Annotated in this window: 11 protein-coding genes; 8 read left to right on the top strand and 3 right to left on the bottom strand. The window is 72.2% G+C overall.

The window, feature by feature from the left end:
* The first annotated feature begins 547 nt into the window (after positions 1-547).
* The 5 genes from folP to FK256_RS10615 are packed head-to-tail and all read left to right on the top strand — an operon-like array spanning position 548 to position 6957.
* Complete coding sequence (gene folP / locus FK256_RS10635) at positions 548-1438, top strand: dihydropteroate synthase (RefSeq protein ID WP_141424750.1); 891 nt, start codon at positions 548-550, stop codon at positions 1436-1438.
* The gene (gene folK / locus FK256_RS14775) at positions 1435-4176 is read left to right on the top strand and encodes a 2-amino-4-hydroxy-6-hydroxymethyldihydropteridine diphosphokinase (RefSeq protein ID WP_141424749.1); all 2742 of its coding nucleotides are present in this window, start codon (positions 1435-1437) and stop codon (positions 4174-4176) included. The genes folP and folK overlap by 4 nt, the downstream gene beginning before the upstream one ends.
* The gene (locus FK256_RS10625; protein ID WP_009234916.1) at positions 4176-4676 is read left to right on the top strand and encodes a DUF3180 domain-containing protein; all 501 of its coding nucleotides are present in this window, start codon (positions 4176-4178) and stop codon (positions 4674-4676) included. The genes folK and FK256_RS10625 overlap by 1 nt, the downstream gene beginning before the upstream one ends.
* Positions 4673-5221, top strand: coding sequence for a PH domain-containing protein (locus FK256_RS10620; RefSeq protein WP_141424748.1), 549 nt, complete (start codon positions 4673-4675; stop codon positions 5219-5221). The genes FK256_RS10625 and FK256_RS10620 overlap by 4 nt, the downstream gene beginning before the upstream one ends.
* Entirely contained in the window at positions 5218-6957 is a 1740-nt protein-coding gene (locus FK256_RS10615; RefSeq protein ID WP_141424747.1) for a PH domain-containing protein, read from the top strand. Before FK256_RS10620 ends, FK256_RS10615 begins: the two co-directional genes overlap by 4 nt.
* Here FK256_RS10615 and FK256_RS10610 read toward each other — a convergent pair.
* Positions 6896-7864: a Rossmann-like and DUF2520 domain-containing protein gene (locus tag FK256_RS10610; protein WP_141424746.1), complete on the bottom strand. Its 969-nt coding sequence runs from the start codon at positions 7862-7864 to the stop codon at positions 6896-6898. The genes FK256_RS10615 and FK256_RS10610 overlap by 62 nt on opposite strands.
* 68 nt (positions 7865-7932) lie before the next feature.
* Between FK256_RS10610 and panC the strand changes: the two genes are divergently transcribed.
* From panC to FK256_RS10595, 3 genes are all read left to right on the top strand, one after another.
* On the top strand, positions 7933-8973 hold the full coding sequence (panC, locus tag FK256_RS10605) for a pantoate--beta-alanine ligase (protein WP_141424745.1): 1041 nt from the start codon (positions 7933-7935) through the stop codon (positions 8971-8973).
* Between the two features lie 97 nt (positions 8974-9070).
* A complete protein-coding gene (gene panD, locus FK256_RS10600; protein WP_141424744.1) occupies positions 9071-9526 on the top strand; it encodes an aspartate 1-decarboxylase in 456 nt (151 codons plus the stop codon).
* A 105-nt stretch (positions 9527-9631) separates the two neighbouring features.
* On the top strand, positions 9632-11341 hold the full coding sequence (locus FK256_RS10595; protein WP_141424743.1) for a lysine--tRNA ligase: 1710 nt from the start codon (positions 9632-9634) through the stop codon (positions 11339-11341).
* 112 nt (positions 11342-11453) lie between these two features.
* Here the strand turns inward: FK256_RS10595 and FK256_RS10590 are convergent, their stop codons facing one another.
* Positions 11454-12014 (bottom strand): DivIVA domain-containing protein, encoded by a 561-nt coding sequence (locus FK256_RS10590; protein WP_141424742.1) that lies wholly within the window; start codon positions 12012-12014, stop codon positions 11454-11456.
* Positions 12011-12748, bottom strand: coding sequence for a pentapeptide repeat-containing protein (locus FK256_RS10585; RefSeq protein WP_141424741.1), 738 nt, complete (start codon positions 12746-12748; stop codon positions 12011-12013). The genes FK256_RS10590 and FK256_RS10585 overlap by 4 nt, the downstream gene beginning before the upstream one ends.
* Positions 12749-12762 lie beyond the last annotated feature (14 nt).

The raw sequence follows: 12762 nt of genomic DNA, 5'->3' as shown, positions 1-12762 counted from the left end.
TGGTGAGGCTGACCGTGTCCAGGGCGACGACCTGGGCGTCGCCCTCGCCATAGACCTTGCGCAGCGCGCGGGCCTCAACCACCTTGTTGACGGTGGGACTGATGCGTGGAATCTGGTGCGGCATAGTGTTTCTCTTCCTTCCTGGCGGGAGCCGCGGCCGGTACGCCATGCGGTCCCGTGATAGATGGGTGGATACCTAAAGGCTAGAAATCGTGGAGAAGAACCGGAATGCGCCGAAGGGACGGACTGCAGTGGCGTCTCCGCCTTTAGGATGAGATTCGACCGCTGCCGATAATCAGTCCCGCTGGAGGGCGTCCGACGCCGGGCGGGCGGAGCGTCGCAGGTGAACCGGTTGAAGCGACCGGCCTGTCATGACGAACCCGACGAAGAGCCGAGGGCCGACCCTGGTGGTGGTGCGGATCGGGGCGCGAATCGCGGCGCCGTCGGCGTCCAAACGGGCGGTTCGCGTGTCCCGGCTCTCAGTTTGCGGCGGGCTGAAGATGTTTCGGTCCTCCCACAGTGCCGGACCAACCGTTAGCCTGACCCCGTGACGATTCTTCCCGCCGCCGCCCCGGCACCCCTGCCGGGGCGCGTGCCCCGCGACCGAACGCTCCTCATGGGCGTTCTCAACGTCACCCCCGACTCCTTCTCCGACGGCGGGCGCTGGGCCGACCCCGAGGCGGCCGTGTCCCGCGCCCGCGAGCTCATCGCCCAGGGCGCCGACATCATCGACATCGGCGGGGAGTCCACCCGCCCCGGCGCCCGGAGAGTCGACGTCGACACTGAGATCTCCCGCGTCCTGCCCGTCGTGCGCGCACTCGTCGCTGACGGGGCCGATGGCGCCGATGGAACCGCCGGCTGCGCGATCATCTCGGTCGACACCATCCACGCCGCCACCGCCGAGGCCGCCATCGACGCCGGCGCCCACATCATCAACGACGTCTCCGGAGGGCTGGCCGACCCCGCTATGCACGGGCTCATCGCCCGCACCGGCGTCGTCTACGTCTGCCAGCACTGGCGCGGAGACCCCGAGACCATGGACCGGCTCACCGACTACCCGGGCGGCGTCGTCGCCGGGGTGGAGGCCGAGCTGCGCGAGCGCCTGACCGAGCTCGACGCCGCTGGGGTCGACCGCTCCCAGGTGATCCTGGACCCCGGTCTCGGTTTCGCCAAGACCCACGCCCAGTCCTGGGAACTGCTGGCCGCCACCCCGCGCCTCATCGAGGACCTGGGGCGGCCCCTCCTGATCGGGGCCTCCCGCAAGCGCTTCCTCGCCCGGGCCGCCGAGGAAGGGGCCACCCCCGTCCAGCGCGACGCCGTCACCGCCGCCACCACCGCCCTGGCCGCCGCCGCAGGCGCCTGGGCCGTCAGAGTCCACGAGGTCCCGGTCAACCGGGCCGCCGTCCGCACCGCCTCCCTCTGGAAGGAACACCAGTGAGCACCACCGTCTCCGCGACCACCGACCGGATTAGCCTCATCGGCCTGTCCGCCCGCGGCCACCACGGCGTCCTGCCCTTCGAACGAGAGGAGGGCCAGCTCTTCACGGTCGACGTCGTCCTCGACCTGGGGCAGCGCGGTACCGCCGTCGCCGCCGTCACCGACTCGGTGACTGACGCCGTCGACTACTCCCGGGTGGCCAACGGCATCGTGAGCATCATCGAGGGGGAGCCGGTCAACCTCATCGAGTCCCTGGCCGACAGGATCGCCGAGCGGGTCCTGTCCTTCCCCCGCGTTGTGGCCGCCGAGGTCACCGTGCACAAGCCCGAGGCACCCCTCGACGTCGCCTTCGAGGACGTCTCGGTGACCATCCACAGGGTGGCCGATGCCGCCGCGGGCCATGGCGGGTCTCCCGCCACCAGCCAGGCCGCCTGGGCCGCCCAGGGCGAGGAACCGGTCGCCGCCTCCGCCCAGTCCTACGGGACGCCGTCCTCCTCGGCCTCGCCCATGGCCGCCTCCTCGCCCGCCGCCCCCGCCTACGAGCCTCCCGCCGCGATTCCGGCTGCGCTCCCGGTCTCCGGGGCTCCCGATCTCACGGGCGCCTCATTCCCGGGGAACGCCGAGGCCTCTGCGCCCGCTGTGCCGACTCCCGAGCCGCCCATCACCCCGACCCCCTCACCCGCCTCGCCGCTCGAGGTGCCGGCCCGCTCGCCCTTCGCCGCCGCCGCGCCCTCCATCCCCACGCCGATGCCAGCCGAGCCCGACGTCTCCGGCGGGGCCGGTGCGGCGACGCAGTCCTGGGTACCGGACTGGGCCACGGAGTCCTCCGCCCCCTCGCCCGCCTCCTCCCGGGCCCCCGGGTTCCCGGCGGCCGCAGAGGCCTCGGAGTCCTACAGCGCGGCGGCGGACGCCTCCGTCGCGTCGGGCCCACTCGACACCCCCACGACCAGCGCCCCCTCATCGGCCTCGGCGGGCAGGACCGCCGGAGCCGACGGCTTCGTGAGCTTGGCGGCCGAGGCGCTGGGCGTGGCCCCCGCCGCCCCCGAGGCGCAACCGGAGCCCGCCGCCTTCAGCTACGCCGATGAGGCGCCCGCTCAGGCCGGCGCTTCGGCCGGGCCCGGCTCCACCGCGGGCGAGCTTCCGATCCAGCTGCCCCGCGAGGGCCGTCACGCGGCCTCCTCCGAGGAGGCCGAGCATCAGGCCACGCCCGTTGCTGACAGCCCCGTGGACCTCCTCGGCGTGCCCAGTACCCACAACGGTACCGGCTCCTACAGCGGGGCGAGTTACAACGGCGTCGTGGACGACGAGGCGGCTGAGGACGCCTTCCCTGGCCAGACCGGAGGCGTCGGTGATCTGGCCGCCGCCAGCGGCATCGGCGCGGCCCCGGTTTCCCAGCCGCCGGTGGAGCCCGAGTCCAGCCCCTTCGCCGCGCCCGGCGAGTACCCCGGGGCCGTGAGCCAGGAGGGTGCCGCACCGTCCTACTCCGAGGACTTCTCCTACTCCAGTGACGCCTCCTACGCCGTTCCGGCGGCCTCGGCGACGGCGCAACCTGACTTCCCGGGCACCGCGGCCCCCGGCGCCGCTCCGGTCGCAGCGGCGGCCCCCGCCGCCCCGATCGACCCGCTCGCCGAGCGGCCCGCCCGCCCCGTCGGCGTCGTCTTCGGCCTGGGAGCCAACGTCGGCAGCGTCGTGGAGTCCCTGCGCACGGCCGTCCAGAGCCTCAAGAGCGCCGAGGGCATCGAGGTCACGCAGGTGGCGCCACTGGCCCGCACGGTCGCCGTCGTCGCCGAGGGGGCCGAGCCCCAGCCCGACTACCTCAACACGGTGGTCGTGGCCATGACGACCCTCTCCCCGCGTGAGCTGCTCGAGGTCTGCCACTCCCTGGAGGACGCCGCCGGGCGGGTGCGCACCGAGCCGTGGGGCGTGCGCACGCTCGATGTCGACCTCATCGAGGTCGAGGGCATCGCCTCCGCCGACCCGGCACTGTCCCTGCCGCACCCGCGTGCCGCCGAGCGCGCCTTCGTCCTCGTGCCGTGGAGCCAGGCCGACCCCTTCGCCGAGCTGGCCGGGCGCTCGGTGTCCGAGCTCGCCGAGAACGCCCCCGACCGCGGCGGCCTGCGGTGGCTGGCCTTCGACTGGCTCGACTCCGACTCCCTGCCGGACAAGCCCACCGGCCCCTACGTGGAGCCCCCGGTGGAGCAGGACGCCGGCGATGCCGGACCGGAGCTCGTCTACGACGCCACCCGTGACGAGTCCTCCGCGGCCGACGCCTCCCTGGCCGCCGACTACGCCAGCAGCGTCTCCGGCGGCTCGCCCGCCACCGCAGGTCCCGCCCCCTCGGGCCAGCCCTTCGGCGCTCAGGCGCCGGTCGAGCAGGCGCCGTTCGAACAGTCACCGTTCGACTCCTCCTACGACTCGAGCGCCTGGTCCGGCCAGGCCCCGCAGGTCGACTCGCCCTACCGGGCGGCCTCCGCCCCCGAGGCCGCTGGCGTGGCCGGGGCGACTGGTTCACAGGGCGGCTACGCCCCCGGCCGGGTCGCCGGTACCGGCGGGTTCCCCGGTGACCAGCAGGACATCGGCAGCTATGCAAGCTACGCGCCCGGTCAGCAGGAGCAGGCCGCAACCGAGGCCCAGCCCCAGCAGAATGACGCCGAGGGGGACGCCTGGCAGTCCCCGCTGCAGTGGAACGACGTCATCGGTGGAGGCGCCCAGGGGACAGGGCCCCGCCAGGACCTCTGATGCGGCGCACCCGCTGGACCAGTGCCGTCACCTGGTTCATTGCCGCGGCGGTGGCCTCCTGGGTGGCCGGCGACCTCCTTCTGCGCCACCTCGGCTGGGTCCCGGTCCTCACCCCCTGGGGAGCGGTGACCGCACTGGTCATCGCCGGTATCGTCCTCGTATGCGGCTTGGCGGTGCGGCGGCTGCGGGCGCGCGAGCGCACCTGGATCACGCTCACCGGCGCCGCCACGACGGCAGCCGCTGCCCAGGCCTCGGCCATTGTGGGCGCCGTGCTCGGGGGCGTCTACGCCGGTGGGCTCATCCTGGCGTTGGTGACGCCCCGATCCCCGGCCATGACCCACCTGGCCTGGACCTCGATCGGATGTCTCATCGCCTGTCTGGCATGGTGCGTCGTCGGCTTCGTCGTCGAGCAGTGGTGCTCCATCTCAGGAGACGGCGACGACGAGGGCTCGACCGGCTCCTCCGGGCGGGCCCCTGAAGGACCAGGAGCCCCCGCATGACCGATCCGGCCCCCGCCGCGGTTCCCGGGCCTGTCCCCGGGGCTGGCTCGCACCCGTCGACCGGCACCGACCCTTTCGCCCCCGACGGCGTCGTCTTCCACCCGGTCTCGCCCCGTCTCATCACCGCTCGCCTCCTGGGGGCCGGCATCGTCAGCGCCGTCTTCGTCATCGGCTTCGTCATCCCCGGCGTGATCGTCGATCCCAGATTCTTCATCCCGGCGGCGCTCTTCGCGGTCCTGTTCATCTGGCAGGCCTGGCTCATCCCGCGCCAGGTGCGGGCGATGGGCTACGCCCTGGCCGACAACCACCTCCTGTGGCGCCACGGCGTCATGTTCCGCTCCATCACCGTCACCCCCTACGGACGCATGCAGTTCGTGGACACCTCTCAGGGGCCGCTCGCCCGGTGGATGGGTATCGCCGAGGTCAGGCTGCACACGGCCTCGGCCAGCACCGACGCCACGATCAACGGGCTGCCGGTGGCCGAGGCCGAGAACCTGCGCCAGGTCCTGTCCCGGCGCGGCGAGGAGAGGATGGCCGGACTGTGAGCTCCGGGTGGGCGAGCCGCCCGGGGACCGTCCGGAAGGCCAATGAGGAATCCGTGCCGGACACCGGCTCCCGGGACCTGCCCCTGCCCGAGAACGTCACCTGGCACCGGGTCAACGTGGTCACGCCGCTGTTGGAGGGCTGGAAGATCGTCACCGGCATCCTCGCCTTCGTCACGGTCCAGAATCTCGACGACTTCGTTCGCGCCTACCGCATCGCCCGCAAGCACGGCTTTTCCCTGTGGGGCCAGAGCGGCTACTACCTGACCGGTCTTATCGGGGTGATCCTCCTGTGGACGGTGTTCGGCATGCTCAGCTGGTGGCGCCGCTCCTACGCCGTGGACGCCGACGGCGTCTACCTGCGTTCGGGAATTCTCAGCCGCAAGCTGCGCACGGCCCGTCTTCCGCGCATCCAGTCCGTTGACGTCGTCCACCCCCTGCTCGGACGCATCTTCGGCCTGGGACAACTGACTGTGGAGGTCGCCGGCGGTAGGGGATCGCGCATCGTCATCGGGTACCTGACCACTCGCGAGCTCCACGCCCTGCACGATCGCATCCTCGATCTGGCCGCCGGTCGGGTCGAGCTCCCCGGAACCGGTGAGGGGGAGGGCGAGGCGGGTGAGCGCGCTCAAGAACGTCCCTCGGGCGCCTCCGAGTCCGGGCGCCCCGCCCATCTGTGGGCCTCCAACTACCAGGAGCATCCGCTCTACGGCGTCGAGGTGGGCGTCCTCATCGGCGCCCTGCTGCGCAGCATCACCACGTACCTCATTCTCCTGCTGATCATCTCCCAGATCGTGGCCGCGACCCTCGCCGTCACTCTGGGCGCCATGCCCTCCGGCGGCGCGGTCACGATCGTCTCGTCCTTCATCACCACGTTCGTCGGCGTGGTGGGACTTGTATGGTCCCGATTCAACAACGCTTGGAACTTCCAGGCCGCGGCCACCCCCAGCGGCATCCGGATGCGTTACGGGCTCACCGCCGACACCTCGCGGACGCTGCCGCCCGGGCGGGTACACGGCGTCGGGCTCACCCAGCCCATCCTGTGGCGGGGCAAGGACTGGTGGAAGGTGGAGGTTACCGTCGCCGGCCGCGAGGACCGGCCCCAGGATGGCCAGAACCGGCAGACCGGCAACATGCTGCTGCCCGTGGGAGCACGCGACACGGCCCTGCGCGCGCTGTGGCTCGTGGTCCCCGACCTGGGCGTGCCCGACCCCGATGCGCTGCTGAGTCAGGTCCTGACCGGCTGGGACGATGACGGCGTCGGCGACCCGCAGGCACCGGCGGGCTCGGCGGCCCGCGGTTTCGTGCGCATCAGCCGCCGGGGACGCGTCTTCCGCCCTCTGACGTGGCGTCGGGCGGCCGTCATCCTGACCGACACCTGCGTCATCATCCGCCACGGGCGCTGGCGGCGTCGGGCGGCCGTCTTCCCCTACGAGCGCATTCAGTCCCTGGCCCTCAAACAGGGGCCGCTGGCCCGCAGGCGGGCGCTGGCCTCCCTCTACCTCGACATGGTGGCCCACGAGGTCCCCGCCCGGATCACCAACCTCGACGCCGCCGACGCCAAGGAGCTCGCGGCCCAGATCAGCCGGCGGGCGCTGCGCCGCTCCAGCGCCGAGCAGCTCGACCGATGGCTCGCGCGCGCCGTCGCCGCCACGCAGACCGCCGAGCCCCCAAGCGTCAGTGCTCCAGCTGCCCAGGGGCCAGGGTCTCGCGCAGACGAAGGGCCTGCTCGGCGGTGAGGCGCCCGGCGGCCTCGCAGCGCTCGGTGGCGGCGGCGGCCAGCTGCCGGTAGGAGGCGACGACGTCGTCGAGCCCGTGGCCCTCGCCGTCGCGCAAGGAGGAGAGCGCCTCCAAGTGGGCGGCCACCGTGCCGGCGTCGCCCCGGGAGACCGGGCCGGTCAGCCCGGCCTCGCCCTCGTGCAGGGCCCGGTCGAGGGCCGCCGCGAGCAGGGGACCGAGCGTGGCCGCGCCGTCCTCCACACCGGCCGCAGCCAGCACCCGGACGGCCTGCGTCACCACGGTCAGCAGATGGTTGGCGCCGTGCGCGAGGGCCGCGTGGTAGGCGGGGCGCGCCGACTCCTCCAGAGCGAAGGGCTCGCCGCCGAGCTCGACGACGAGCGCCTGCGCGATGGGCAGCACCGCCGCGGGCGCGGTCACGGCCATCGGGCAGCCGACGAGCCGGGCCACATCCGTGGAGAACCCGGAGAAGGTCATCGCCGGGTGGATGGCCAGCGGGATCGTCCCACAGCGCTGGGCGGGGGCCAGGACTCCCGCGCCGTAGCGGCCCGAGGTATGGGCCACCAGCTGGCCTGGCTGCCAGCGGCCGAGGTCCGCCAGGCCCTGGACGAGCGGTTCGAGCGCATCGTCCGGTACTGCCAGCAGGACCAGCTCGGCGCGCTCGACGATCTCCTCCACCTCCAGCACCGGCACGCCCGGCAGCAGCATCTCCGCGCGCTCGCGCGAGTCCTCGGAGACGGCATGGACGCCGACGACCTGGTGCTCCACCGCCCGCAGCGCGCAGCCCAGGACCGCGCCGACGCGCCCCGCGGAGATGATGCCGATGCCCAGCCTGCCCGGCCGGCCCGGGGGCGCGCCCGGGCGCCCGCTGCCACTGCCGCCGGGACTCGCGCCGTCAAGGTCACTCATGGCCCCGATGCTCTCATGTCCGCGCCGGGCGGCCGCGGATTCGGCGCGGCCCCCGCGGGGCGACTAGCGTGGGATGCGTGAGCACCGAACCCGCGCAGACGCCCGTTCCCGCCCCTCGTTCGAGCCTCGCCACTCCCGGTGATGCCGGCGCCGCGGCCGCCCTGACCCGCAGCCGCGCCGAGCTCGCCGCCGCCCTGGCCGCAGCTCCGGGCCCCCGCGCGGTCGTCATGACCATGGGCGCCCTCCACGAGGGCCACTTCGACCTCGTGCGCGAGGCCGCTCGACGCGTCGGGCAGGCTGGCACCGTGGTGGTCACCATCTTCGTCAACCCCCTCCAATTCGCCCCCTCCGAGGATCTCGACTCCTACCCGCGCGACCTCGAGGGGGATCTGGCCGGACTGACACGGACCCTCACCGGCGTCGACGGCGCCCTGGGCGTGGGGCGCCTTGTCGTCTTCGCGCCCACCCCGGAAGTCATCTACCCGGCCGGGCAGCCATCGGTGCGCATCGACCCGGGCCCCATTGCCACCGTCCTGGAGGGGCGCACCCGCCCCACCCACTTCGCCGGCGTGTGCCAGGTGGTGCTCACCCTCATGCACCTGACCTCGCCGCGCTGGGCGCTGTTCGGCCGCAAGGACGCCCAGCAGCTGGCGATCATCGAGGCCATGGTGCGCGACCTCGCCGTCCCGGTGGAGATCGTGCCGGTCGACATCCGCCGCGAGAGCGACGGCCTGGCCATGAGCTCGCGCAACGCCTACCTCAGCCCCGAGCAGCGCGAGCAGGCCCTGGCCCTCTCGCGCGCCCTGCGGGCCGGTCGCGACGTCGCCGTGGAGGCGGCCGCCTCCGGCGCCCGCCCCGACCCGGCCTCGATCCGCCGGGCCGCCCTGGCGTCCTTGGAGGCATCCGACGGCATCGAGGTCGACTACGTGGCCCTCGTCGACCCCACCGGATTCGAGGACCTGACCGACGCCGGACTCGGCCTGCCGCGCAGCGCACCGGTGAGAGAGGACGCGGAGGAGGGCCCTGCGCCCATGGGCCTGCTGGCCGTGGCCGCCCGCGTGGGAACCACCCGCCTCATCGACAACACCCTCATCGACCTGCGCCCGTAGGCACCGCGCGGGAACCTGCCCGCGAGCATGTCGACTCGCTCACCCTGTGCCGCGCCGTACAGCACGCCGGGCTCCCCACCGTCTACGCTGTGCCGCGATGAGCGCCCGCACCCGGACGATGATGACGTCCAAGATCCACCGCGCCACCGTGACCCAGGCCGACCTCGACTACGTCGGCTCGATTACGGTGGACGTCGACCTGCTCGAGGCCGCTGACCTGCTGCCCGGCGAGCGTGTGGACATCTGCAACTGCACCAACGGCAATCGCCTGTCCACCTACGTCATCCCCGGCGAGCGCGGCGCCGGAGAGATCTGCGTCAACGGTGCTGCCGCCCACTTGGTCGGTCCCGGCGACGTCGTCATTCTCATCGCCTACTCCCAGATTCCCGACGACGAAGCCCGCACCTACCTGCCCCGCGTCGTCTTCGTCGACGCCGCCAACCGGATCGTGGAGCGGGGCACAGACCCCGGCCAGGTGGCGGTCGACTCCGACGTCGCCCGCCTCCAGGGCCTGCGCCCCTCCGGCATCCCCCTGGCCGAGGCCCGAGCCTGACCCCGCCCCGCCGGCCACTCGGTGTGACCAGGATCGGGTGTGGTGCGGGAGTCGTCGGGCCCCGAGGGACGGCCGGGGCGGGCGGGCGCCGTTAGACTCCCTCACGTGACAGACGAGACCACCCCCAGCCCCGACCCGACCGCCACCGACACCCCCGCCGGCACCGAGTCCCCGAAGTCTCCGAAGGCCCCGAACTCTTCGGACGGCTCGGCGGACCGGCCCAAGCAGCCCAAGGCCGATCCGGGCCCGGGCGAGCAGTTCGAGGTCCGCGCCGGCAAGCGCGAGCGCCTGCGCGGCGAGGGCTGGGACCCCTACCCGGTCTCCGTGCCCGTCACCACCACCATCGCCGCCGTGCGCGAGGCCTACTCCCACCTCGAGGCCGGGGACGAGACCGACGACGTCGTCGGCGTGGCCGGCCGCGTCGTCTTCCTGCGCAACACCGGCCGCCTGTGCTTCGTCACCCTGCAGGACGGAGCAGGCGCCACCCTGCAGGCCATGCTCTCGGCCAAGGCCCTGCCCGCAGAGGGCCACACCGCGCTCGCGGCCTTCAAGGCCGACGTCGACCTGGGCGACCACCTCTTCGTCCACGGCCGCGTCATCTCCTCGCGCCGCGGGGAGCTGTCCGTCATGGCCGAGCCCGTCCTGCGCGAGGGCGCCGAGACCGCCACGGCCGGGGACGACGACGTCGAAGTCCCCGCCTGGAGGATCGCCTCCAAGGCCCTGCGCCCCCTGCCCAAGACCTGGACCAACGAGGCCGGCGAGGCGGTGACGCTCTCGGAGGAGCAGCGCGTGCGCCGTCGCGAGCTCGACCTGCTCACCCGGCCCTCCGCCCGCGACATGGTGCGCACCCGGGCCGCCGTCGTGCGCTCCATCCGCGAGAACTTCTTCCGCCGCGACTACCTGGAGCTGGAGACCCCCATGCTCCAGGTCATCCACGGCGGGGCGGCCGCGCGCCCGTTCATCACCCACATGAACGCCTTCGACATGGATCTCTACCTGCGCATCGCCACGGAGATCTACCTCAAGCGCGCCGTGGTCGGCGGCGTCGACCGCGTCTTCGAGATCAACCGCAACTTCCGCAACGAGGGCGCCGACTCTTCCCACTCTCCGGAGTTCACGGCTCTGGAGGCCTACGAGGCCTACTCCGACTACAACGGCATGGCCGACCTGACCCGCAACCTCGTCCAGCAGGCGGCCCGCGACGCCTTCGACCTGCCCGAGGGCGGCGAGGTCGTCACGCTCGCCGACGGCACCGAGTACGACCTGTCGGGCGAGTGGGACACCATCGACCTCTACACCTCCGTCTCCGAGGCCCTCGGCGAGGAGATCACCGTGGAGACCCCGCGCGAGCGGCTCGTCGCCCACGCCGAGCGGATTGGCCTGGAGATCGACGACTACGCCGTGGCCGGTAAGGTCGTCGAGGACATCTTCGAAGAGCTCGTCGGCAACAAGCTGTGGGCGCCCACCTTCGTCTACGACTTCCCCGAGGACACCTCGCCGCTGACCCGCTACCACCGCAGCAAGCCGGGCCTGACCGAGAAGTGGGACCTTTACGTGCGCGGCTTCGAAACCGCCACCGCCTACTCCGAGCTGGCCGATCCCGTGGTCCAGCGCGAGCGCTTCGAGGCCCAGGCGCTCGCGGCCGCCAAGGGCGACCCCGAGGCCATGGTCCTGGACGAGGACTTCCTGGTTGCCATGGAGCAGGGCTTCCCGCCGTCTGGCGGCATGGGCATGGGTATCGACCGCCTCCTCATGGTGCTCACCGGCCAGGGGATCCGCGAGACCATCACCTTCCCCCTGGTCAAGCGGAGCTGAGAACCAGATCTGCTGACTCTGCTCTAGCGCGGAGTCGCTGTCCCTACCGACGCCGGGTCTGCCCTTCCTCCTTTCTGGGGAAGGGCAGACCCGGTTGTGGACATCTGCGTGTTCAAGAGCCGAACATCCCCAGGCGGCGCTGGGCGGACTCGAGCTCGGCGCGCAGGTAGGCGTTCTCCTGCTGGAGCTGGGCGATGTACTGGTCTCGCTGGGCGATCGCCTCGGCGTACTGCGGGTCGCCCGTCGCCCCGGCGGTTCCCGGAACGGTTCCCGCCCCGGTGGCGTAGCCGGCATCCCCATACGCTCCGGGCGCTGATCCGTACGCGCTCGCACCCGTTCCATAGGCGCCACCGTTCAGTTGTGCCTCCATGGCTTCCATGGTGGCCACGACCGTGTCCAGGAAGGCGTCGACATCCGGCTGCTCGTACCCCTCTCGGAACTTGGATGTCTTGAACCGAATGCTCCTGACGTCCTGGGAGGTCAGAAGTATCTCCGACTCCTGGTGAGAGCCGGAAGTCGCTCCCGGTCCCGCACCAAGGCGCTCCTCAAGTCCCCGCAGCGTAGTGGTCACCTCATCGAGGAACTCGTCGACCTCGTCCTGAACGTATCCCTCACGGAGCCTCGTGCTATCGAACTTCACGTTGAGGACGTCATCGGATGTCAGTAGCGTCATGCTCGCCTACTCCCTGTTATCGGTTTCTGTCCGTGGTCCTGGTCCTCGACCCGCAGCCCCAGGTGTTCTGCTAAGAGCCGCGCGAGCTCGGTGAGCTGCTCGCCGCTGATGGTGGCCCCGCCCAGGGAACCCACTCCGCCGACCACTCTCATCTCCAACCCGCGCAGGTCGACGTCGCTCAGGCTCCCGCCGCGCAGCCGCAGCGTGCCCACCCGGCACTCCTCGAAACGGACCCGCTGGGCCTCGATGCCGCTCAGGTCCAGTTCGTCGATCCTGGTGCCCCGGATGAGGACGTCGCGCAGGCCGGTCCCGGCGAGGTTGGCGAAGCCGAGGCGACAGTCCTCAATGAGGACGGACTCGACGTCGGCGTCGTAGAACTCCCAGGCGCCGATCCGCGAACCGGTGAGTTCCACCGTGCGCCACGTCGAGCGCGGGCTGTGAAGATAGGTGGAGTTCAGACGTTCCAGGCGACAGTCGACCAGCCGTGCCGCGGTCAGGTCGGTGTCGTCGGCGAAGATCGCCGAGAACCGGCAGTTCAGCAGGCTGATCGCAGACAGGCCCGCGCCGCTGAGGTCCGCCTCGGCCAGTTCCAGGTCCTCGACCATCTCGCCGGCGGCCAGCTCGTCCGCCTCGCCGTCGCGCAGGCGGCTGAGATCCGGTGCTGTGAGGACCGGCGGCCTCGGAGAGGCCGCGGGGGAGGAGCCTGTGGCCGTATCGGTCCGTCCTGCGGTCATGGTCCTGTTCTATC

It is taken from the genome of Actinomyces johnsonii, assembly GCF_006546835.1.
GTDB lineage: Bacteria > Actinomycetota > Actinomycetes > Actinomycetales > Actinomycetaceae > Actinomyces > Actinomyces johnsonii.
Note: the sequence above shows the minus strand (reverse complement) of the source record. Positions and strands in the feature narration are given on the sequence as shown.